Here is a 21276-nt window from a genome sequence, read left to right on the forward strand (position 1 = left end):
CCGCCAATCAGGGGCAGGTGTACGAAAGTTTCAATCTGGCAGCCTTGCACAAGCTCCCCTGCATTTTTGTCATTGAAAATAATCTTTACGGCATGGGGACCAGCATAGAACGTGCGTCTGCATCGCACGAACTCTGGCGCAACGGAGAACCATGGGGCATTCCGGGTCGCCGCATTGATGGCATGGATATTGCCGCCGTACACGAGGCGGCCTCTGAGGCCGTTGCTCACTGTCGCGCAGGCAAGGGCCCCTATCTGCTGGAAATGATGACCTATCGGTATCGTGGTCATTCAATGTCTGACCCCGCAAAATACCGCAAACGTGAAGAAGTGGATGCCGTGCGCAAGACACGTGATCCCATTGAGCACGTTCGTCAGATTCTGTTGGATGCGGGAGTGGAAGACACAGCTCTGCGATCCATTGAGAATGATGTCAAAGCCGTTGTTAATGATTGTGCTGAATTCGCGCAGACAAGCCCAGAGCCTGATCCTGCCGAACTTTATACAGATGTTCTGCTAGAGGCTTGATCGATTATGGCTATTGAAGTTTTGATGCCGGCCCTCTCTCCCACAATGACAGAGGGCACTTTAGCCCGCTGGTTGAAAAAAGAAGGAGAGGCCGTTTCAAGCGGCGACATTCTTGCTGAAATCGAAACCGACAAGGCAACGATGGAAGTAGAAGCCGTGGACGAAGGTATTCTAGGACGCACCCTTGTGGCCGAAGGCACGCAAGGCGTTGCCGTCAATACTCCTATTGCAATTCTTGTTGCAGAAGGGGAAGAGGTTCCGGAAAATCTGGAACAGCCCCCCCCTTCTGCTGCTACCAAGACGAGTGCGCCAGAAGAAAAAGCACCTTCCGAGGAAGCCGCCCCCTCAAAAGCACAAGCGTCGGTGTCTTCCTCACTTCCAGAAGTTGAGCCCGAAAGAGAGTGGGGTGAGACGACCGAGATAACTGTTCGTGAAGCCCTCAATCAGGCAATGGCTGCTGAATTGCGCCGCGACCCAGATGTATTTCTGTTGGGCGAAGAAGTGGCTCAATATCAAGGTGCCTACAAGATTTCCCAAGGGCTTCTGGCTGAATTTGGTGAGAAGCGCATTATTGATATGCCGATTACCGAACACGGCTTTACGGGCATGGCGGTAGGGGCCGCATTAACCGGCCTCAAACCCATTGTTGAGTTCATGACCATGAACTTTTCAATGCAAGCCATTGATCATATTATAAATTCTGCCGCCAAAACCCTCTATATGTCTGGCGGACAGATGGGCTGCCCGATTGTTTTTCGTGGTCCTAATGGTGCAGCGGCACGCGTAGGGGCTCAACACTCCCAATGTTACGGAAGCTGGTACGCCCATGTTCCTGGGCTGAAGGTGATTGCGCCTTGGTCTGCCGCAGATGCCAAAGGGCTCCTGCGCGCCGCCATTCGCGACCCCAATCCGGTTGTCTTTCTGGAAAATGAAATTCTTTACGGTCGCAAATTTGAGTGCCCGACAGATGAAGATTTCATCCTGCCGATTGGCAAGGCAAAAATTGAACGTACCGGAACAGATGTTACCATTGTAGCCTTTTCCATCATGGTGGGTACGGCTCTTCAGGCTGCTGAAAAGCTGGCGGAGCAGGGCATCCAAGCGGAAGTCATCAATCTACGCACTCTTCGTCCGCTTGATACGGCAACCATTGTTGAAAGCGTGAAGAAGACCAGCCGTCTGGTAACCGTGGAAGAAGGATGGCCGTTCGCTGGCATTGGTGCGGAAGTGGCCATGCAGATTATTGAGCATGCCTTCGACTGGCTGGACGCACCGCCGGTGCGTATCGCTGGCGAGGATGTGCCCATGCCGTTTGCCGCCAATCTGGAAAAGCTTGCACTTCCGCAGCCCCAGCACATCATAGATGCCGTTAAGGGCTTGGTCTGAGGAAAACACAATGGCTATTGAAGTTCTGATGCCGGCCCTCTCTCCCACAATGACAGAGGGCACTTTAGCCCGCTGGCTCAAGAAGGAAGGGGACACTATTTCCAGCGGGGATGTTCTTGCGGAAATCGAAACCGATAAGGCGACCATGGAAGTGGAAGCCGTGGACGAAGGCATTCTCGGAAAAATCCTGGTGACAGAAGGTACGCAAGGCGTGCCTGTCAATGCGACTATCGCCATTCTGGTTGAGGAAGGTGAAGCCGTTCCGGAGGTTGCGGCACCACAAAAAGCGGCTTCTACTGCTTCCAAAATTCAAGAAACCGCTCCGGCTGAACCTGCAGTCAAGGCCGCATCGGTCCCCTCCCAGACTCCACCTGCGCTCTCCGCTGTAGGGGCAGACCGCAAGATTTTCGCATCTCCTCTTGCCAAACGGATCGCAAAACAGAAGGGCCTTGATCTCGCCGCGATAAAAGGCACAGGCCCCAACGGCCGTATCGTTCGGCGGGATGTAGAAAACGCATCTGCCAAGCCCCAGTCTGCGTCTCCTTCGGCACCAAAGTCGGGTAGCGCTGGGGCGGGTAGTAGCACGAGCGTTCCGCACTCAACGATGCGTAAGGTGATCGCCCGTCGCCTCAGTGAAGCCAAAAGCACCATTCCGCATTTTTACGTGTCGGTTGATGTTGAGCTGGATGCGCTGATGGCTCTTCGCTCCCAGTTGAATGCCACATCACCAGAAGAAGGACCCGATGCGTTCAAGCTTTCCGTGAACGACATGCTGGTCAAGGCTGCCGCAGTCGCTCTGAAACGCATCCCAACGGTCAATGCTTCCTTCACGGAAGAGGCAATGATCCTGCATGATGACGTGGATATTTCTATTGCAGTCTCCATTCCCGATGGATTGATCACCCCTATCGTCCGGCAGGCTGACAAGAAAAGCCTGAAGCAGATCAGTCTGGAAACCAAAGATCTGGTAAAACGGGCACGGGCAGGAAAGCTGAAACCAGAAGAATTCCAAGGCGGAACGTTCTCCATCTCCAATATGGGGATGTATGGGGTGAAAGATTTCTCGGCCATCATTAATCCGCCCCAGGCCGCTATTCTCGCCATCGCAGCAGGACGGAAACAGCCTGTGGTGAAGGGAAATGAACTGGCCATTGCAACAGTCATGACAGTGACACTCTCCGTTGATCACCGCGTGGTGGACGGCTCTGTAGCTGCTGAGTGGCTTTCCGCTTTCCGGTCAGTGGTGGAATCTCCCCTGACTTTGGTCATTTGATACAAGGGGACGATCATGAGCCGGACTGATTTTGATATTCTCGTTGTAGGCGGTGGCCCGGGTGGTTATGTGGCTGCACTCCGAGCTTCTCAGCTTGGGCTTTCCGTGGGGTTGGTAGAGGCTCAGCATCTTGGAGGCATTTGCCTGAACTGGGGATGCATCCCCACAAAGGCGCTTCTTCGGGCTTCTGAAATCAACCACCTCCTGCACGATCTCGGCCCTTACGGTTTCAAGGCTGATAATGTCAGCTTCGATTTCACCAAGGTTGTGGCCCGCTCACGGGCGGTCTCCAAACAGCTCTCCTCGGGCGTGGCGCATTTGCTCAAAAAAGCAAAAGTGCCTGTGTTTGACGGTTACGGCAAACTGGATGGAGTGACCTCTGACGGTAAGCGCAAAATTCTTGTCACCCAGGATAAAAACGCTCCTGTCACGTTGACCGCAAAGCACGTCATTCTGGCCACAGGAGCGCGGGCTCGTGCATTACCCGGCATAGAGCCTGACGGTAAGCTGATCTGGTCTTATCGGGAAGCGCTGGTGCCGGATGCCATGCCCGCCAGATTGCTGGTAATTGGCTCGGGGGCAATCGGCACGGAATTTGCCTCATTTTACCGGAATATGGGAGCAGACGTTACTTTGGTGGAAGTCGCGCCTCGTATTCTTCCGGTAGAAGATGAAGAGATCAGTGCGTTAGCCCAGAAAGCATTTGAAAAACAGGGCATGAAGGTCCTGACGAATGCCAAAATCGGCGCATTCAAAAAAACGGAGCAGGACGTTACAGTCCCGGTGGAAGTCAACGGTAAAATCCAGAGTTTCACTGTTGATCGGGTTATCTCTGCCGTCGGCATTGTAGGAAATATTGAAAATCTTGGGCTGGAAGGCACCAAGATCAAGGTAGAACGAACCCATGTGGTGACAGATGCCCTGTGCCGCACAGGCGAACCTGGGGTCTATGCCATTGGTGATCTGGCCGGTGCACCATGGCTGGCGCACAAAGCCAGCCATGAAGCTGTCATGTGCGTAGAAGCCATTGCAGGAAAAACTGTCCATCCCATTGATATTACAAAAATTCCGGGTTGCACTTATTGCCGCCCACAAATCGCTTCCGTTGGCTACACTGAAGCGCGAGCAAAAGAGGCAGGTTACAAAGTTCGTGTGGGCAAATTCCCTTTGATTGCTAACGGGAAAGCTATCGCCATGGGTGAAACCGAAGGATTCATCAAAACGGTTTTTGATGATAAAACCGGCGAATTGCTTGGAGCCCATATGATCGGCGCGGAAGTGACAGAAATGATTCAGGGCTATGTGATTGCCCGCACCGGGGAACTGACAGAAGCGGAACTGGCAGAGACCATATTCCCACACCCGACCATTTCTGAATCCATGCATGAAGCCGTTCTGGCAGCATACGGTGGCGCACTGCATTTCTAGACACCAAAGAGTGACTTGCTCTGTTATCTCGTGGGTGTGATGGCACGATAAGCGGAGTTGGAATGTTCTTGCCTTGACGCTCGGGAAAGGGCGTTCCAGTTCTGGTATAAATTAAGGTGTTAGCGGGTAATATCATGTCTACACGTGTGTTGATTGATCATAGGAAAGGGGGGGCCAGCAAAACCCGGCACCCTGAAAAAGCACACCGGCCCGATAACCCTATCGCCCGCAAGCCGGAGTGGATCCGCGTTAAAGCGCCATCTCATCCAGTCTATCACGAAACCCGTAAACTGATGCGGGATAACAGGCTTGTCACGGTATGCGAGGAAGCCGCTTGCCCGAATATTGGGGAATGCTGGTCACAACGCCATGCCACCATGATGATCATGGGGGAAATCTGCACACGCGCCTGTTCTTTCTGCAATGTCACCACTGGGCTCCCCAATGCTCTGGATGCAGATGAACCAGAACGGGTGGCAGAAGCCGTTGCCAAACTCGGCCTCCGTCATGTTGTCATAACGTCTGTGGACAGGGATGATCTTGTTGATGGTGGAGCGCGCCATTTTGCTCGGGTCATTCAAGCGATACGCGCAATTTCTCCCGAAACAACTATTGAAATTTTGACACCAGATTTTTTACGCAAAAACAACGCTTTGGAAGTTGTTGTTGAAGCAAAGCCTGATGTCTTCAACCACAATCTGGAAACTGTACCCCGGCTTTATCCTACCATCCGGCCTGGTGCGCGGTATTATCAGTCCTTACGTCTGCTTGATCGGGTAAAGCAGCTTGATCCTTCCATCTTCACCAAATCCGGACTGATGCTTGGGTTAGGGGAGGAGAAGATGGAACTCGCACAAGTCATGGATGATTTGCGTATTGCAGATGTGGATTTTATTACGATGGGCCAGTATCTCCAGCCTACGGTCAAACACGCGGCTGTCGCCCGGTTTGTTACCCCGGCCGAGTTTGAGGAGTATGGCACCATGGCGCGTGTAAAAGGGTTTCTTCAGGTAAGTTCCAGTCCGCTGACACGCTCTTCCTATCATGCGGATGCAGACTTCGCAGAACTACGGGCATCCCGCGCAGCCCGACTGAAAGGAACCGTCTGATGCCTAAACACGCAGAAAAGCGTGTTCTCGCGTATAGGCCGGAGCAGATTTTTGACCTGGTAGCGGATGTTGGGCATTACCCGGAGTTTCTGCCATGGTGTGTGGCAGCCCGGGTCAGATCCCGCACGGCCAAAGAACTTGTTGCCGACCTGACAGTCGGGTTTGGTCCCTTCCGGGAAAGCTTTACCTCTCGCGTCACGCTGGACAGGCCGACCTATATTACCGTCCAGTACGAACGCGGACCCTTTCGTTATCTGAAAAATATCTGGAAATTTACACCGGATGAGAAAGGGTGTCTGGTCGAATTTTTTGTGGATTTTGAGTTTCGTTCCAAAATCCTTCAGGCGGCCATCGGGGTCGTGTTTGGTGAAGCTGTGCGCTTGATGGTGTCTGCTTTTCTGCGACGAGCCAAAGATGTTTACGGCCCTCCCATCAGTACTCCCCCAACAGTGCGCGAAGAAAGATCTGTTACTTAACAGAAAATCGTTTCCCGCCGGTTACGTTTTGCCTTGTGCTACGTTGTTGTTGAAAGAACGAAAGTTCGATACATTACAAAAATGTTGGAAAATGGTTTTTTAGCCTGAAAATCATTCCGATATCTGGGATAAGGACAAACCGTCATGAAGAAACTCTTCGCCGTTGCTGCTCTCGCCTCTGCCTCAGTGGTAGCTCATCCGGTTTTTGCAGCCCCTCATCATGGCCATAAATACGAACATGCCCATAAATCAGCCAAAGCTGATAACGGCAGCGCTTCCACAGATGATTTGAACAGCAAGAGTCTGGCCGCAGCTCAGGGTGGGCAAGCTGCACCTACCAATGGTGTAATACCTCCCACCACGACGCTCCCGACAGCCCCCGGCCTGAAAACGCCGAGTGTAGATGCGCCAGTGCCTGCTTCTGGAACCGGTGTGACTGTACCGCCAGCCCCCGCTGCTCCAAAGCTGCCTTCCACCACAGAACCAGCTAACGCACCTACCGGTGGCCAGTAAGACGCTATTATTCTCTTTAGAATTTAACTGCCTCTCCGAACGAACCCCTGAAGAGTGCAAACTCCTTGGGGGTTTTCCTATTCTCTCTCCAGCCGCTGCCCTACCAGCAGCAAGGCATGCAAGGCAGCAAGGCTTCTTACTCTCGTGCGATCACCGGCGAAATTCTGGGCATCCGACACTGTAGGCCCATTTCTTACGGCAGTAGCAAACCAGACCAAGCCCACAGGCTTGGACACAGACCCTCCAGAAGGGCCTGCAATACCTGAAACTGATACAGCAACGGTTGCATCTGGAGCCATACGCAGTGCTCCCTCTGCCATTTCTGAAACAGTCTCAGCACTTACCGCACCATATTGTACGAGAGTGGTCTCTCTTACTCCAAGAACCACCTGTTTCATGAGGTTGGAGTACGTAACAAACCCTCCCTCAGTCACATCTGACGATCCTGCATGATGGGTCAGTGCGGCAGCAACCAAACCGCCTGTACAGCTTTCCGCCGTTACAATTTTCCCTTGATTTACTCGCAACAGATCCAACGTAAGAGAAGACTGAACCAACAGTTCTTCTGAAACTGCCGGCTCAATAAGAAATGGGGCATTGTGCATTAAGCACTCTCCCAAGAAGACTTCCACCACTTGCCTAGTCGCCTCAACGTTTTGATACATCCGGCGGTCATGACACCCGCAACAATGTCATCTCCCATAATACCAAGCGCATCATGGCGTCGATCGAGAACACCTACGGGGCCAGGCTTCTTGATGTCGAACAACCGGAAAAGGGCGAACGCAACAAGAGACCAGATGAGAGTATCGTCTTTTCTGACATTATCTTTCGGACAGGACGCAGCACACGCCAGAAGGCTGATCCACATACCAGCAACTTCATCAATCACAATCCAGCTATGATCTTCACCTTCGCCAGCCCGGTCTGCCGCCCACCAGCCTGCAACACTTGCCACAACAGCCCCCGTTGCGAGCACACGTGGACGATTGATAAAGGGAAACGCTACGACAAGCGCCGCGAGAGATCCAGCTGTACCTGGCGCTTTTGGTGACAAACCACACCCGGCAAATGTTGCAATAAAGCGTGAAATTTTCATGTTTTCTGGCCCAGAGCCGCATAAATGGTCATATTTTCCCACACACGCTCTACATAGTTTCTTGTTTCTGAAAACGGGATGCCTTCTATCCAGTCGATCATCTCCGCTTGAGATGCGCCTGTCCGCCCCGGATCTCCTCCTGTGGAAAGCCACCGCGCCAACCGGGTTGGGCCTCCGTTATAAGCGGCAGCTATATAGGGTACGACACCCCCAAACCGATCCTGCAAGTGAACAAGATAGGCCATTCCCAGCCGCATATTGTTATTAGGATCATGCAACCCATTTGCCGTAGCCACAGAAGCAGAAAGTCCGGCGGCACGTACCATATCTCCGGCAGTGGAGGGTTTGAGCTGCATGAGACCAATGGCGTTGGATGAACTGACGGCATCCGCGTTGAAATTACTTTCCTGCCGCATAAGACCAAGAACCAGCCCTGGGGGCAGGGAACTGGACGGGGGCGCATAGGGCTGTGGCCACCCCGCATGCAAAAGAAAAACACCTTCTCGACCCACATCCCGCGCCACGGCTACAGAAATATCTGGAAGATTGAGCTGGAGCGCCAAGCTGGAAAGAGCCAGTTTATCAGGGAGCGTAACAAGCTGCTGCCTGAGTAGCGCAAGGAAGTCCCGTGCATGGGGCCGGTCTCCCCAAGAGACGAGAATCTGTGCGGCCTGTGCCAAATCACTACCGGAAAGGCGAACCGTTTCCGCTGTCGCTACTGAAGGATCATGATCGGCCTTCAGGCGGCGCGGAACATCATCAGGGATCTCAGTTGGGGTAAGAAGCGTGGCTTTGTTGTCAGCAAGCTCAGCGGCAGCCATCTGTCCGTAAAACGTGCCGGGGTAAGAAGTCGCCTGACGGAAATCAGACTCCGCCGTTGCCTCATCATGGACAGCACGATGAACTCTCCCAAGCCAGTAAAATCCTCTGCTCTTGGTGATCAAGGAAGAAGAAGACGCAAGATGCCGGAAAAACGGCTCGGCAACGGTAGGCGCATTCTGCTTTTGCAAAGCAATCCAGCCGCTCAAAAACTCAGCGTCCAGATGACTGGAGCCACTGCTTGCGCCATCATTGGCTAGGAAAAAAGCCTGTTCATTCTGACCAAGCAACAGGAACTCTCGAGCCAAAGCGTCGCGCTCTCTCCAGAAAGATGCCTGATGAGTCGAGGCTTCGGCCTCCAAACCTTTGCTTTTCCACAAGGCAAGAGCATCATCATAGCGTTTCTGGAGACGGAGCCAGCGGGCAAAATCAAGAATCAGACTGGGGTCTGACGCATCAGCGGAGTTCAGACTGGCGACTCTGCTTTCCGCAGAGACATCCCCGGCACGCAAAGCTACTCTGGCTTGCGCAATAGGCTGACGCGCGGGACTTACATACGCCATAGTCTGGCGGGCGGCTGATAACAGACCCGCTTTTTCTTCTCGCTCAAACCGCAACCATGAGGCTGCGGGAGTGATGGCCTGAGGAAACGCGCCTGTTAGAGCGTTTGCGCCCTTGGGAGTGTCATTCCCGTTCATCCAAGCCTGATGCGCTTCCGCTGCAAGTTTTTTGGAGAGAGCCGCATCTGAGGCGCCAACCTGTCCCTGACACTGAGCCAGGGCAGGGCCGTAGGTGAGGGGTTCCTCGCGGCATAGCCGACTTAAGATTGCCGTGTCCTGCTCTTCCGCTAACGCCTGCTGCATACGCAGTTTCAACAACTGCCAACGGGGCCAGACTGGCCGTGTATTCAGAAAATCCGCATATTCCTGCGCACTGCCATGGGATGAGCCCACCAGACTGAGCCAGACCGTCAAACGGCTAGCCACAGGATCAACTGGGGAGGTGCCTGCCGCCGCCTGTTGGGGGGAAGGCCATGCAGGCTGAGCGGCTGACGTGGGTGCCTGAGCACTCGGTGCTGAACAGCCGCTCAGAAGCAGAGCGATCAGGGGAAGAGCGACGCAAGTTCGCGGCGCAGAAGAAAAAAACACCATGCAGGAAAGATGAGTCATCCGGGGATGGCTGGCAAGCCATCCCGTTACCTGAAAGAAGGAAGCTTCCTTCAGTCTCACACCTTAATGAGGTATGTGCCCCCAGATTTCTCCGCCACCTTTCACAATAAGTTCAATGGCAACCCCTAGCACAATCAACAGGCCCACCCAGGAAATCCATTTGTACCGATCAAGGAGACGTGCAATATAAGATGCTGCAATCCCCATCAGCAGGACGGACAAAACCAGCCCCATAACAAGAATGCCGGGATGCTCAGCCGCTGCACCCGCCACAGCGAGCACGTTATCCAGACTCATTGAAAGATCAGCGATCAGGATACGGAAAACCGCTTTCCCCAGACTACCCGGCGGCCGTGTAGTTTCATTCTCTTCATGATGCTGATCTGAACGCATTTCACGATACATGCGCCAGCAGACCCAGAGCAGAAGGAAACCTCCAGCCAGTGTCAGTCCTACAATTGCCAGAAGCTTGACCGCCACCAGCGCCATAAGAATGCGGATGAGCGCAGCCGCCCCAATTCCTGCAAAAATGGCTCTCTTACGATCATGCGGAGAGAGGGAGCGAACTACCAGCCCGATAACAACGGCATTGTCTCCAGCCAGTGTCACGTCAATCAACACAACCTGCAAAAAGGCGATCACTGCTTTCAGACTGAAGGCATCAAGAAAACCGTGCACAGAAACTCCGATTCGACTGAGTAGAGGATGACGAACAGCGCCAGATGGACTGAAATTCCTTAAAGCCTACCTCAAGTCAAAGTTTTATTCATTACGGGAAGACGGGGAGCCCGAAATCGGTTAGAGAAGCGCGCATTATCCCGTTCTCAGGAGGAACACCGCGTTATGGTGCCGCGCTATACCCGCCCTGTCATGGCCGCTATCTGGTCACCTGAAAATCGCTACCGTATCTGGTTTGAGATTGAAGCACTGGCCTGTGAAGCCATGGCGGAATACGGCGCTGTGCCGAAAGACGCCGCAAAAGTGGTACGTGAGAAGGGGGATGCCGCTCTGGCTGCCTTTTCTGATGCCGATCTGGCCCGCATTGATGAAATTGAAGCCGAAACCCGGCATGACGTGATTGCCTTCCTGACATGGCTTGCTGAGAAAGTTGGACCGGAAAGCCGCTTTGTGCATCTGGGCATGACCTCTTCTGACGTGCTGGATACCTGTCTGGCCGTTCAGCTTGTTCAGGCCACAGACCTGCTCCTGAAGGATCTGGATGATGTTCTGGCAGCGCTGAAAGCACGGGCGTTTGAACACAAACATACCCTGACCATTGGCCGCAGCCACGGCATCCATGCGGAACCAACCTCCTTCGGGCTCAAGTTGGCCGGGCATTACGCCGAGTTCGTGCGCAACAAATCCCGCCTTGAAGCCGCCCGGGCAGAGATTGCAACCTGTGCTATTTCTGGTGCCGTGGGCACGTATGCCCATCTTGACCCGCGCATTGAAAGCTATGTGGCAGAACGTCTGGGCCTGAAACCGGAACCCGTTTCCACGCAGGTCATCCCGCGTGACCGCCACGCTGCCTATTTCTGCACCCTGGCCGTGATCGCCAGCGGCATTGAACGCCTGGCAACAGAAGTCAGACATTTACAGCGCTCAGAAGTACGCGAGGCGGAAGAGTTCTTCCATCCAGGGCAGAAAGGCTCTTCTGCCATGCCGCACAAGCGGAATCCTGTCCTGACCGAAAACCTGACGGGGCTGGCCCGCCTTGTCCGGTCTGCCGCCATCCCGGCACTTGAAAACGTGGCGCTATGGCATGAACGCGATATCAGTCATTCCTCGGTGGAACGGAATATCTGCCCGGACGCCACCATCGGGCTGGATTTTGCACTAGCTCGCCTGTCTGGCCTGATCAATAAGCTGCTGGTTTACCCGGATCGCATGGCTGCCAATATTGAGAGCCTTGGTGGCGTTGTGCACTCTGGTGAAGTGTTGCTGGCACTGGCCCGTGCAGGCCTCTCTCGGGAGGATGCATATCGCATCGTGCAACGTAATGCCATGGCGACCTGGACCAAGCTCGGGACACCAGAATGCCGGACATTCCGCGAAAATCTGGACGCAGACCCTGAAATTTCCGGTCGGATTGCACCAGATGTTCTGGATGCAGCAATGGATAGTCGTCAGCACCTCAAAGCGATCGATGCCCTTTATGAAAAAGTGTTCGGTGAGCCGGCACCCGCTCAGTAAGGCAGGATGCGTAACTATATCTTCAATTTCCGAAGCCTGCTATGACGGCGTCTGAACAGGGAAGGGCATGGATCAGCCCTTCCGCCAGACCGGTTATCAGGGATCGGTTTCTAGTGACATACAGGTAAGGATGACCATGGCCCGTCGCCGCCAGCTTTACGAAGGTAAAGCCAAAATCCTTTTTGAAGGGCCTGAACCCGGCACCGTTGTGCAGTATTTCAAGGATGACGCCACTGCCGGCAACGGGGCCAAAAGTGGAATCATTACCGGGAAAGGCGTGCTCAACAACCGTATCAGCGAACATCTGATGCTTCGGTTGCAGGAAATTGGTATTCCCACACACTTCATCCGTCGCATCAACATGCGCGAACAATTGGTGAAGGAAGTTGAGATCATTCCTCTGGAAGTGGTTGTTCGCAATATCGCGGCTGGCAGCATAGCGAAGCGGTTTGGTATTGAGGAAGGCACGCGTCTGCCCCGCAGCATCATAGAATTCTACTACAAGAACGATGCACTGGGCGACCCTATGGCGTCAGAAGATCACATCATCGCATTTGGATGGGCGGCTCCGCATGAGCTGGAAGAAATGACCGGCATGGCCATGCGGGTGAATGACTTCCTATGCGGTTTGTTCAATGGGATCGGCATTCAGCTTGTGGACTTTAAACTTGAGTTTGGACGCCACTGGGAAGGCGATGACATGAGCATTGTGCTGGCAGATGAAATTTCGCCCGACAATTGCCGCCTATGGGATATCCAGACCAGCGAGAAACTCGACAAAGACCGTTTCCGTCGTGATCTTGGCAGCGTTAAGGAAGCTTATCAGGAAGTTGCCCGCCGTCTGGGTATTCTGCCCGAAGCTGGCAATAACGGTGATCTGAAGGGCACGGAGACACTGCAATAATCATGCCGACAGGAACAGGGGCTCTATCAATGAAAGTGCGTGTAACCGTCATGCTGAAGGAAGGTGTGCTGGACCCTCAGGGAAAAGCCATCAGCCATGCCTTGCAGACACTTGGCTTTCCCGGTGTGAACGATGTTCACGTTGGCAAGATTATTGAACTGGATATAGCAGGAACCGATCGCGCCGCCGTGCAGAAGCAGGCGGAAGATATGGCACGTGATCTGCTGGCCAATCTGGTGATTGAAGATTTCACGGTGGAGGTGCTTGGATGAAACACCTTGTTCTGATTGCACTTGCCGGGGCCTGTCTTGCTCCCGTTACGGGGCACGCCCAGCGTATTTCCCCCATGCAGGCTGGCAATTTTGCCCGCGTGTGCGCCAAACCCGCTGGGGCCAGCGTGTGCGATGCCTACATCACAGGCATGGCGGACGCTGGCGCGCTCTCCAAGATCAATGACCGTAATGAAGGAGATGCCTCGGCTCCGGCAGGGTTCTGTATCCCTCCATCAGAAAACGCGGCTTCCATGCGGTCCAAGGTTATGGGATGGCTGAAAGCCCATTCTGACAGCCTGTCCAAGCCGGTGGGGGAAAGTGTCTTCCGCGCCCTGCATGACTCCTATCCGTGTAGCGTGAAAAAATGAAATCTGCGATTGTCGTTTTTCCCGGCACCAACCGTGAGCGCGATATGGCAATCGCGCTCAAGCGTGTAACTGGCAAAGCCCCGGCCATGCTGTGGCACCGGGACACCAGCCTGCCAGATGTTGATCTGGTTGTGCTGCCCGGTGGCTTCAGCTACGGCGATTATCTGCGCTGTGGGGCGATGGCAGCCCATTCCCCCATCATGGCTGAAATCCGGTCTTTCGCCCAGAAAGGAGGTCACATTCTGGGGGTCTGTAATGGTTTCCAGATACTGACAGAAACAGGCCTTCTTCCGGGGGCCCTGCTACGTAACGCCAATCTGCGTTTTCTATCTCAGGACTGCCACTTACGGGTTGAACGCACAGATACACCTTTTACCCACAAATGGGAGAAGGGTGCAGTCTTTCGCACCCCTCTGGCACATGGTGATGGGAACTATACCGCAGACGCTCAAACGTTGGAACGCCTTGAGGGAGAAGGGCTGGTTGCATTTCGCTATGCCGGAGCCGATGGTACAGTACGCGCAGAGGATACCACAACCAACCCCAATGGCAGCATCAACAGTATTGCCGGTATTATCAGCGAAAATACACGCATCTGCGGCATGATGCCTCATCCGGAAGACCTTGTTGATCCGCTTATGGGTGGAGAAGATGGTCTGCCGCTGTTTGAAGGTCTGGTGGAGGCTTTTGTCCGGTGAAAAAGACCGTCGATCTTTCTCTGGCTCAGGAATTTGGGCTGACACCTGAAGAATATGACCGTGTTCTCAAGATTATGGGCCGCACGCCCAGCCTGACAGAACTGGGCGTGTTCTCCGTCATGTGGTCCGAACACTGCTCTTACAAATCATCACGTAAGTGGCTCCGGACCCTGCCGACAACGGCCCCTTGGGTCATCCATGGCCCGGGTGAAAACGCTGGCGTAGTCGATATTGGAGAAGGCTATGCCGCCATCTTCAAAATGGAAAGCCACAACCATCCCTCGTTTATTGAGCCGTATCAAGGGGCTGCCACAGGCGTGGGAGGCATTCTGCGTGATGTCTTTACCATGGGCGCACGGCCCGTTGCCAATCTGAACGCTCTACGGTTTGGTAGCCCGGAAACTCCTAGAACCCGCCAGATCATTGATGGCGTCGTGCGCGGAATTGGCGGATACGGCAACTGCGTGGGCGTTCCAACGGTAGGCGGAGAAATCAATTTTCATCCGGCGTATGACGGCAACCCGCTAGTAAACGCCATGACGGTTGGCATCGCCCGCAAAGACCGTATTTTCCTGTCTGCTGCCGCAGGAGTGGGAAATCCGGTTGTTTACGTGGGCTCCCGGACGGGACGGGACGGAATTCATGGTGCCACCATGTCTTCCGCCGAATTCGATGAAAATGCTCTGGCCAAGCGCCCGACCGTGCAGGTGGGTGACCCCTTCATTGAAAAACTGCTGATTGAAGCCTGTCTTGAACTGATGGCGACAGACGCCATTGTCGCTATCCAGGATATGGGGGCGGCAGGACTGACATCTTCTTCCGTGGAAATGGCAGGAAAAGGCGGTGTGGGCATCGAGCTTGATCTGGATGCCGTGCCTCAACGCGAGCCTGCCATGACAGCGTATGAAATGATGCTGTCTGAAAGCCAGGAACGCATGCTGATTGTGCTGCGTCCTGACCGCACGGAAATTGCGCGCAAAATCTTTGAAAAATGGGAACTGGATTTTGCCGTCATCGGTCATTTGACTGATACCGGCCATATTGTCGTCAAGCATAAAGGTGCAGTGGAAGCTGACATCCCGCTTGATCCATTGGCCGAGCAAGCGCCGATCTATGATCGCCCTGCCACTACGCCTGTAGCACCGGCTCCTCTTGAAGGCGTTCATGCGCCGCTCTCTCTGGATGCCATGCTGCTACGGCTGGTCGGTTCACCTGATCTCGCTTCCCGTGCGTGGGTATGGAACCAGTATGACAGCACCGTTGGGGGACAAACGGTCCGCCGCCCCGGCGCCGCTGATGCAGCGATTGTCAAGATAGAAGACACCACACTCGGGCTCGCACTGACAACGGACTGCACACCCCGGTATTGTCGGGCTGATCCCAAAACGGGTGGTGCACAGGCTGTAGCAGAAGCGTGGCGCAACATTACTGCCACCGGTGCTCGTCCTCTGGCAGTCACGGACAACCTGAATTTTGGCAATCCGGAAAAACCGGAAATCATGGGCCAGTTTGTCGCAGCTATCGAAGGAATGGGGGAGGCCTGTCGGGCACTTGATTTCCCGGTCGTCAGCGGCAACGTCTCCCTTTATAATGAGACCCGTCAGCCTGATGGCTCAACCATGTCCATTCTTCCAACGCCAGCAATCGGAGCGCTGGGCGTGCTGGAGGATGTCTCCAAGGCCATTGGCCTAGGCATGACAGACGGAACCGCAGTGGTTCTGGTAGGAGAAACACGGGGCGAACTGGGGCAATCCATTTGGCTGCGTGAAATTCTGGGCCGTGAGGAAGGACCACCTCCTCGGGTCGATCTGGCGGCAGAAAAACGTAACGGCGATTTCGTCCGTGCGGAAATTCTGAATGGCACGATCTCAGCCTGTCATGACCTTGCTGATGGCGGCATTCTGGTTGGCGTAGCTGAAATGGTTATGGCTAGCCGCATAGGGTGTGAGCTGGAAAGCCCTGACTCTGGCATCCGGCCTGAAGCCTTCTGGTTTGGTGAAGATCAGGCGCGTTATCTAGTTTGTGTCAGTGACGCCGAAGATTTCTGCGCCCGAGCTGAAAAAGCTGGCGTGCCAGCCAGGCTGATCGGTCGGGCAGGTGGAAGTGATTTGATTTTACCGAGTGGCGTCACAATATCTGCTGCTCGCCTTGCCGTTGCGCATGAAGCCTTTTTTCCGGCTCTGATGGAACGCTGAAGAGACTGCTTAGGAGTGTTACCAATGGCGATGTCTGCCACAGAACTTGAAACTTACATCCGCCAAGCCTTGCCAGATGCCCAGATCAAGATTGATGATCTGGCTGGAGACGGAGACCATTATGCCTGTTCCGTTATCAGTGAAGCGTTCAAGGGGCTTTCCCGCGTAAAGCAACATCAGCTCGTCTATCAGGCCCTGCAAGGTCACATGGGGGGCAAACTTCACGCTTTGGCCCTTCAGACTTCAGCGCCCTGAAAACGGCATTTTTCTTTCTCATTCAAGGACGTCTATCATGTCTGAAACCGTAAAACAGCATATTCAGAACGAAATCGACACCAACCCTGTTGTTCTGTTCATGAAAGGGGATGCCGATTTCCCACAGTGTGGGTTCTCTGCTCGTGTGGTGCAGATTCTTTCTCATGTGGGTGTGCCCTTCAAATCCATCAATGTGCTGGCAGATCCAGCCATTCGTCAGGGCATCAAGGATTTTTCCAACTGGCCGACCATCCCTCAGCTTTATGTCAAAGGGGAATTTATTGGCGGCTGTGATATTGTTATGGAAATGTTCCAGTCAGGTGAGCTTCAGACACTACTCAAAGAAAAAAATATCGCCTGTAACGCTGAATCCTGATTTTTAAGTTGTCAGCTCTTTGGGTAGCTGTGTAGTCTACCCAAGAGTTTGATGAGGTGAGGAAGCTTTTTTGATGATGCGTCTTCCGTTTGTGCGTTGTGCCTTTGCTTTTGTTGGCCTGAGTGCCGGCTTTGCTGCTGTCAGTTCTTCTGCACATGCAGAACGTATTATTTCCGATCTGGAAGCAAGCAAGCTGACCTTTGCTTCCCTAACGGCTCCCCCTCCTGTTGTGCGTATCCACCATGTCACACACACCACCCGACAAGTTGCAAGCAACCATCATACGTCCGGCCGCAGCATGGTGCGTCTGGTGTCTTATCACCCCAAGCACGCCACTGCGCACACCACACGTCGGCATCGCACCTGATACAGAACGTGAAGAAATCTTTGCTTTTTTGTGAATTGTAAAAAAGCAAAGATTTTTTACATCTCTTCTATGCTTGAATGGCTGAATAATTCCTTCATTTTACATCTGTCGGATAATATCTTTTATCCACACAATTTCTTTTTTCTCATCCACAGTGATGAGATCAAATCTTAGTTCTTCATAATACCATTCAGGATGTTGAGCGAGCAGACATTCGGCTGCACGAAACAACCTTCTCTGTTGAGCAGGAAGCAGACACTCAGCCGCTTCTCTCCCTGTTTTGCGTTTTTTGACCTCCACAAAACAGATCAAATTATCCTTACGCATAACAATATCTATTTCGCCGCGTCGCGTTCTTGCTCTTTGCAGCAAAATGGTCCAGCCCTCCTGCATGCAAGACACCTTAACGGTTTCTTCCGCAGACAGGCCATCATTGTAAGCTACATATCCACGTACCTTGCGGGCAAATGAAACCTGCCCCTGTTGTAAGGGCTTTTTGTCAGTTATCGTACGCACAGCCTCATCCTTTACAAGGATTTACCCAGAACCATGCCGTTTGATATTCTGCCGCATTTACCTTTGCTGACAGTAACGGTCATACGTTTTGTTCTGGTTACCTCAGTTTCACTCCATATTCTGCTTACAAAACGGAATACGTCCTCGGCAATAGGCTGGATTGGCACTTGCGTCATGATGCCTGCGCTCGGTACCATCCTGTATCTCATGTTCGGCATAAATCGGGTACGGCGGCTGGCAAAAAAACTGGTAAGCGGTCGCTCCATTCATCGCTTTCAGGCTACCCAGAACTCATCATGGAACAGAGACCTGGACGGACAATTTGCCCCCCTAGCACTTATGGTTGGCAAATTAACCAGTCGCCCGCTTGTCGGCGGAAATTCCATCTCCTGTCTTCATGATGGTGATGGTGCTTACCCACACATGCTTGCTGCCATTGATGCCGCAGAAAAAAGCATTCTGCTTTGCTCTTATATTTTCCGCAATGACACAATCGGGGGTGAGTTTATTGAAAAACTGACGACCGCCCAGAAGCGGGGCGTGCAAGTACGCGTACTGGTTGATGGTATTGGAAGTGGCTACTTTATTTCAGGAGTGTATCGCCGCCTGAGAAGAGTTGGTATTCCCTGTGCGCGTTTTATGCATTCCATGCTGCCATGGCGTATGCCGTTTCTTAACTTGCGCAATCACCGCAAGATTCTTGTCGTAGATGGAAGAATTGGTTTCATGGGCGGGCTGAATATTGCCGATGAAAACCTCATTTCACGCAAGCCTAAAAACCCCGTTTCGGACACACATTTCAAGCTGGAAGGCCCCATTGTCAGACAGTTGGCAGAAGCCATGGCATGGGACTGGTATTTTGCCACAGAGGAAGAACTGGATGGCGATATCTATTTTCAGGAACATGAAGGGGAGGGGCAATCCATAGCGCGGATTGTCACCGCAGGCCCAGATACAGATCTTGAAAAAATAGAATACACCATGCTGCAGGCCATCACGCTCGCACGCAAACAGGTCAGACTCATGACCCCTTATTTTCTTCCAGGGTCACGCCTCCTGTCTGAATTGGCGCTGGCGGCATTGCGAGGGGTGCAGGTGGATGTCATTATTCCGCTCAAAAGCAACCACCCACCGCTAGACTGGGCATGTTCTGCCAATATTTCCCCTTTGCTTGATGCGGGGGTTCGCGTCTGGCTGGTCAATCCTCCCTTCAACCATTCCAAGCTTATGGTCGTAGATCGGGCCTGGTCCTGTGTGGGAAGTTCAAACCTTGATATCCGCAGCCTGCGCCTAAATTTTGAGATCAATATGGAAACATATGATGTCACTCTTGCAGGCATATTGGATGATTTCATGATCCGCCACCGCAACAAGCGCCTGACTCACCATGATCTGGACAAGCGCCATAGCCTCACCAAAATAAGGGACGCAGCAGCTCGCCTGTTTATGCCTTACCTGTGATTCACTTTTGCGAGCACGCTGACAAGCGGCTTCAAACGCACCGCTATCGGCCGATGATCTGAAGCAAAAACGGGCAACACGCGGGCGTTGAGGCACGCCATACCATCCACAAGACAGCGGTCAATGCGAATGGGCAACAGGTCAACCATTTTATGTGTGGGCGCTTTCGGGCCAACATCATGAAAGCCAGGCACCAGAGTGGGGCCCACCAGATTGAAATCTCCCAAAATAGCGCAGGGAGGCGGCAACAACGCTGCAATACGTCGCAGTTGCCGCCTATTTAACATCTGTCCATGCGAGAGATGAACGTTAGCCAGAGAAAACGGGCCGTAATCAATAATCTGGGCATGGCGCTTGACCACAGCACCAGAGGGAATGGTGCAGGCGCGTGGAGCACGGGCAAAGGGTGTACGGCTCCAGCACGCTACGCCATGGATACGCCCGGGTAGAGGGGCGCGAGCATAGTAGCCCCCCATGATATCCGGAAGCATATCAATCTCTTCCGTCGCTTCCTGCATCAGCAGAATATCAGGCTGCTCTGTTTCTATCAGGGCGACCACATCATGAACCGTTGCGCCCGTCCGGCGCAGAAGGTTCCAACTGATAACCTTGGTACCTTCACCATCCACGAAATTCAAAGCAGAGCGAGCCTGATGGCGCTTCCTACCATCCATGAGACGAAGAAAATGACGCCTCATAAAGGCATGCTCCTTTTATCATCAGAGGGTAGAAGCGAAGATCGCTCCCGCCCGGCAAATTCCACAGTAAGGGTGAAACCAACAGCTAACAGAATGGGGCCAAGAAATATTCCCAAACCCCCAAAGGCCAGAACCCCACCAATAACGCCCAGAACAGTAAGGAGATAAGGAAGCTTGGTGCCCCGCGCAATGAAGAGAGGCCGAATTATATGGTCTGCGCCAGAAATAAACACCACACCATACAGAAGCAGAAAAACGCCCCGCCACAGATGATGATCTGCCATGAGCCAAAGCCCCGCCGGCACCCAAACCAAAGGTGCCCCCACAGGCAAGACGGCGAGGAAGGATGCGATCACTCCGAACATGACAGGCTCGGAGAGATGAGTGAACCAGAAACCCAGTCCTGTCAGCAATCCCTGAATAATTGCGGTGCCCAAAATACCGTAAACTGTTCCGCGAACGGTGCCGCCAATAATGTGCAGATGCCGTCCCGCATGGGGGCCAGCAACCCGTGTAACAACCGCCGTGAGCGTATCCGCCAGAGACGGGCCACTGAGCCAGAAAAAGAACGCTATAAATAACGCCATAACCAGATGCAGAGCGCCATTGGCTACCTGCATGAGCAATACAAGGAGAGACTGCACAATGTCCCCCGCATAGGGCCGTAGCTCTGCGCCGATATGATCAACGTTGTGAGCCAGATGCTCCCACTTTACCGCCAGCTCCAGCCCAAACATGGGCAGTTTAATGAGCCACTGGGGTGGGGGAGGCAGTTCATGAGACACACTGAACAGAGTATTCAGCCGATAAGCCCACCGTGGCCCTGCGGAAACAGTGGCGGAAGCCAGAAACGCCAACGGGAGAACAAAACAGAAAGCGCAGAGCCCCGCCATGGTCATGCTGGCGGCAACCGGCTGCATCTGCCGCCGTAGATATTGGAAAACGGGCCAGGTAGCGTAGGTCAACACGGCGGCCCACAAGAGGGCAGAAGAAAAAGGTGCCAGAACGATCACACAGCCATAAGCAATGCCGCCAAGGAGAAGCCCCAGCATGATACGTTCGATTGTGATGCCTGACCCATTGACCATGTAGCTAGTAAAACACGGAAAGCGCCTTCTGTCTGGCACTTTTATGCTCATCCCAGATCAGAGCTGTCAGATCAGGAACACAAATC

Annotated in this window: 24 protein-coding genes; 17 read left to right on the top strand and 7 right to left on the bottom strand. The window is 53.4% G+C overall.

Annotation, left to right across the window (positions count from 1 at the left end; translation table 11 throughout):
- From AD944_RS08020 to AD944_RS08050, 7 genes are all read left to right on the top strand, one after another.
- The coding region (locus tag AD944_RS08020; RefSeq protein ID WP_248845815.1) for a thiamine pyrophosphate-dependent enzyme at window positions 1–527 on the top strand (527 nt) is incomplete at its 5' end.
- A 6-nt stretch (window positions 528–533) separates the two neighbouring features.
- Window positions 534–1913: a pyruvate dehydrogenase complex E1 component subunit beta gene (locus AD944_RS08025; RefSeq protein WP_045541961.1), complete on the top strand. Its 1380-nt coding sequence runs from the start codon at window positions 534–536 to the stop codon at window positions 1911–1913.
- Between the two features lie 10 nt (window positions 1914–1923).
- Entirely contained in the window at window positions 1924–3186 is a 1263-nt protein-coding gene (locus AD944_RS08030) for a pyruvate dehydrogenase complex dihydrolipoamide acetyltransferase (RefSeq protein WP_045541960.1), read from the top strand.
- Window positions 3187–3201: 15 nt separating this feature from the next.
- Window positions 3202–4614 (top strand): dihydrolipoyl dehydrogenase, encoded by a 1413-nt coding sequence (gene lpdA / locus AD944_RS08035; RefSeq protein ID WP_045541959.1) that lies wholly within the window; start codon window positions 3202–3204, stop codon window positions 4612–4614.
- 134 nt (window positions 4615–4748) lie between these two features.
- Complete coding sequence (gene lipA, locus AD944_RS08040; RefSeq protein ID WP_045541958.1) at window positions 4749–5723, top strand: lipoyl synthase; 975 nt, start codon at window positions 4749–4751, stop codon at window positions 5721–5723.
- Window positions 5723–6199 (top strand): type II toxin-antitoxin system RatA family toxin, encoded by a 477-nt coding sequence (locus AD944_RS08045; protein WP_035381887.1) that lies wholly within the window; start codon window positions 5723–5725, stop codon window positions 6197–6199. Before lipA ends, AD944_RS08045 begins: the two co-directional genes overlap by 1 nt.
- A 144-nt stretch (window positions 6200–6343) precedes the next feature.
- Window positions 6344–6712 carry a hypothetical protein gene (locus tag AD944_RS08050; RefSeq protein ID WP_045541957.1) on the top strand — a complete coding sequence of 123 codons (369 nt, stop codon included), beginning with the start codon at window positions 6344–6346 and terminating at the stop codon, window positions 6710–6712.
- 77 nt (window positions 6713–6789) lie between these two features.
- Here the strand turns inward: AD944_RS08050 and AD944_RS08055 are convergent, their stop codons facing one another.
- The 4 genes from AD944_RS08055 to AD944_RS08070 form a co-directional block, all read right to left on the bottom strand.
- The gene (locus AD944_RS08055; protein WP_045541956.1) at window positions 6790–7317 is read right to left on the bottom strand and encodes a CinA family protein; all 528 of its coding nucleotides are present in this window, start codon (window positions 7315–7317) and stop codon (window positions 6790–6792) included.
- Window positions 7317–7811, bottom strand: coding sequence for a phosphatidylglycerophosphatase A family protein (locus tag AD944_RS08060; RefSeq protein WP_045541955.1), 495 nt, complete (start codon window positions 7809–7811; stop codon window positions 7317–7319). Before AD944_RS08060 ends, AD944_RS08055 begins: the two co-directional genes overlap by 1 nt.
- Window positions 7808–9781, bottom strand: a complete 1974-nt coding sequence (locus tag AD944_RS08065) for a lytic transglycosylase domain-containing protein (RefSeq protein ID WP_045542002.1) — start codon at window positions 9779–9781, stop codon at window positions 7808–7810. The genes AD944_RS08060 and AD944_RS08065 overlap by 4 nt, the downstream gene beginning before the upstream one ends.
- A gap of 81 nt (window positions 9782–9862) precedes the next feature.
- On the bottom strand, window positions 9863–10477 hold the full coding sequence (locus AD944_RS08070; protein ID WP_035381881.1) for a TerC family protein: 615 nt from the start codon (window positions 10475–10477) through the stop codon (window positions 9863–9865).
- A 165-nt stretch (window positions 10478–10642) separates the two neighbouring features.
- On the opposite strand from AD944_RS08070, the gene purB reads away from it, so the two are divergent.
- The 9 genes from purB (at window position 10643) to AD944_RS08115 (ending at window position 17427) form a co-directional block, all read left to right on the top strand.
- Window positions 10643–11992 carry an adenylosuccinate lyase gene (gene purB / locus AD944_RS08075; RefSeq protein WP_045541954.1) on the top strand — a complete coding sequence of 450 codons (1350 nt, stop codon included), beginning with the start codon at window positions 10643–10645 and terminating at the stop codon, window positions 11990–11992.
- Window positions 11993–12128: 136 nt separating this feature from the next.
- Window positions 12129–12896 carry a phosphoribosylaminoimidazolesuccinocarboxamide synthase gene (purC, locus tag AD944_RS08080; protein WP_035381878.1) on the top strand — a complete coding sequence of 256 codons (768 nt, stop codon included), beginning with the start codon at window positions 12129–12131 and terminating at the stop codon, window positions 12894–12896.
- Window positions 12897–12925: 29 nt separating this feature from the next.
- Window positions 12926–13168, top strand: a complete 243-nt coding sequence (gene purS / locus AD944_RS08085) for a phosphoribosylformylglycinamidine synthase subunit PurS (RefSeq protein WP_035381876.1) — start codon at window positions 12926–12928, stop codon at window positions 13166–13168.
- Window positions 13165–13536, top strand: coding sequence for a Rap1a/Tai family immunity protein (locus AD944_RS08090; protein WP_045541953.1), 372 nt, complete (start codon window positions 13165–13167; stop codon window positions 13534–13536). The genes purS and AD944_RS08090 overlap by 4 nt, the downstream gene beginning before the upstream one ends.
- Window positions 13533–14234 (top strand): phosphoribosylformylglycinamidine synthase subunit PurQ, encoded by a 702-nt coding sequence (gene purQ, locus AD944_RS08095; RefSeq protein ID WP_045541952.1) that lies wholly within the window; start codon window positions 13533–13535, stop codon window positions 14232–14234. Before AD944_RS08090 ends, purQ begins: the two co-directional genes overlap by 4 nt.
- The gene (gene purL / locus AD944_RS08100) at window positions 14231–16429 is read left to right on the top strand and encodes a phosphoribosylformylglycinamidine synthase subunit PurL (protein ID WP_045541951.1); all 2199 of its coding nucleotides are present in this window, start codon (window positions 14231–14233) and stop codon (window positions 16427–16429) included. The genes purQ and purL overlap by 4 nt, the downstream gene beginning before the upstream one ends.
- A gap of 24 nt (window positions 16430–16453) precedes the next feature.
- Complete coding sequence (locus tag AD944_RS08105) at window positions 16454–16684, top strand: BolA/IbaG family iron-sulfur metabolism protein (protein WP_045541950.1); 231 nt, start codon at window positions 16454–16456, stop codon at window positions 16682–16684.
- 37 nt (window positions 16685–16721) lie between these two features.
- Window positions 16722–17060 carry a Grx4 family monothiol glutaredoxin gene (gene grxD / locus AD944_RS08110; protein WP_045541949.1) on the top strand — a complete coding sequence of 113 codons (339 nt, stop codon included), beginning with the start codon at window positions 16722–16724 and terminating at the stop codon, window positions 17058–17060.
- Between the two features lie 73 nt (window positions 17061–17133).
- Complete coding sequence (locus AD944_RS08115; protein ID WP_035381867.1) at window positions 17134–17427, top strand: hypothetical protein; 294 nt, start codon at window positions 17134–17136, stop codon at window positions 17425–17427.
- A gap of 99 nt (window positions 17428–17526) precedes the next feature.
- Here AD944_RS08115 and AD944_RS08120 read toward each other — a convergent pair whose 3' ends face one another.
- Window positions 17527–17943: a YraN family protein gene (locus AD944_RS08120; RefSeq protein ID WP_231873760.1), complete on the bottom strand. Its 417-nt coding sequence runs from the start codon at window positions 17941–17943 to the stop codon at window positions 17527–17529.
- Between the two features lie 33 nt (window positions 17944–17976).
- On the opposite strand from AD944_RS08120, the gene cls reads away from it, so the two are divergent.
- Window positions 17977–19404 carry a cardiolipin synthase gene (gene cls, locus AD944_RS08125; protein WP_045541948.1) on the top strand — a complete coding sequence of 476 codons (1428 nt, stop codon included), beginning with the start codon at window positions 17977–17979 and terminating at the stop codon, window positions 19402–19404.
- Here cls and AD944_RS08130 read toward each other — a convergent pair.
- Together AD944_RS08130 and AD944_RS08135 are read right to left on the bottom strand one after the other, a co-directional pair.
- A complete protein-coding gene (locus AD944_RS08130) occupies window positions 19395–20102 on the bottom strand; it encodes an endonuclease/exonuclease/phosphatase family protein (RefSeq protein WP_035381864.1) in 708 nt (235 codons plus the stop codon). The two genes, cls and AD944_RS08130, sit on opposite strands and share 10 nt — an antisense overlap.
- Window positions 20099–21190 (bottom strand): AI-2E family transporter, encoded by a 1092-nt coding sequence (locus AD944_RS08135; protein ID WP_045541947.1) that lies wholly within the window; start codon window positions 21188–21190, stop codon window positions 20099–20101. Before AD944_RS08135 ends, AD944_RS08130 begins: the two co-directional genes overlap by 4 nt.
- Window positions 21191–21276: the final 86 nt, after the last annotated feature.

The organism is Acetobacter tropicalis (assembly GCF_001580915.1).
Lineage (GTDB): Bacteria > Pseudomonadota > Alphaproteobacteria > Acetobacterales > Acetobacteraceae > Acetobacter > Acetobacter tropicalis.

Bases quoted from the DNA above. Each gene is read 5' to 3' on its own strand.
- purC (WP_035381878.1), top strand. From the start codon at position 12,129: ATGGCCCGTCGCCGCCAGCTTTACGAAGGTAAAGCCAAAATCCTTTTT.
- AD944_RS08055 (WP_045541956.1), bottom strand. From the start codon at position 7,317: ATGCACAATGCCCCATTTCTTATTGAGCCGGCAGTTTCAGAAGAACTG.
- purS (WP_035381876.1), top strand. From the start codon at position 12,926: ATGAAAGTGCGTGTAACCGTCATGCTGAAGGAAGGTGTGCTGGACCCT.
- lpdA (WP_045541959.1), top strand. From the start codon at position 3,202: ATGAGCCGGACTGATTTTGATATTCTCGTTGTAGGCGGTGGCCCGGGT.
- AD944_RS08050 (WP_045541957.1), top strand. From the start codon at position 6,344: ATGAAGAAACTCTTCGCCGTTGCTGCTCTCGCCTCTGCCTCAGTGGTA.
- purB (WP_045541954.1), top strand. From the start codon at position 10,643: ATGGTGCCGCGCTATACCCGCCCTGTCATGGCCGCTATCTGGTCACCT.
- cls (WP_045541948.1), top strand. From the start codon at position 17,977: ATGCCGTTTGATATTCTGCCGCATTTACCTTTGCTGACAGTAACGGTC.
- purQ (WP_045541952.1), top strand. From the start codon at position 13,533: ATGAAATCTGCGATTGTCGTTTTTCCCGGCACCAACCGTGAGCGCGAT.
- AD944_RS08105 (WP_045541950.1), top strand. From the start codon at position 16,454: ATGGCGATGTCTGCCACAGAACTTGAAACTTACATCCGCCAAGCCTTG.
- AD944_RS08135 (WP_045541947.1), bottom strand. From the start codon at position 21,190: ATGGTCAATGGGTCAGGCATCACAATCGAACGTATCATGCTGGGGCTT.
- AD944_RS08025 (WP_045541961.1), top strand. From the start codon at position 534: ATGGCTATTGAAGTTTTGATGCCGGCCCTCTCTCCCACAATGACAGAG.
- AD944_RS08030 (WP_045541960.1), top strand. From the start codon at position 1,924: ATGGCTATTGAAGTTCTGATGCCGGCCCTCTCTCCCACAATGACAGAG.
- AD944_RS08045 (WP_035381887.1), top strand. From the start codon at position 5,723: ATGCCTAAACACGCAGAAAAGCGTGTTCTCGCGTATAGGCCGGAGCAG.
- AD944_RS08130 (WP_035381864.1), bottom strand. From the start codon at position 20,102: ATGAGGCGTCATTTTCTTCGTCTCATGGATGGTAGGAAGCGCCATCAG.
- AD944_RS08065 (WP_045542002.1), bottom strand. From the start codon at position 9,781: ATGGTGTTTTTTTCTTCTGCGCCGCGAACTTGCGTCGCTCTTCCCCTG.
- AD944_RS08090 (WP_045541953.1), top strand. From the start codon at position 13,165: ATGAAACACCTTGTTCTGATTGCACTTGCCGGGGCCTGTCTTGCTCCC.
- AD944_RS08115 (WP_035381867.1), top strand. From the start codon at position 17,134: ATGATGCGTCTTCCGTTTGTGCGTTGTGCCTTTGCTTTTGTTGGCCTG.
- grxD (WP_045541949.1), top strand. From the start codon at position 16,722: ATGTCTGAAACCGTAAAACAGCATATTCAGAACGAAATCGACACCAAC.
- lipA (WP_045541958.1), top strand. From the start codon at position 4,749: ATGTCTACACGTGTGTTGATTGATCATAGGAAAGGGGGGGCCAGCAAA.
- AD944_RS08060 (WP_045541955.1), bottom strand. From the start codon at position 7,811: ATGAAAATTTCACGCTTTATTGCAACATTTGCCGGGTGTGGTTTGTCA.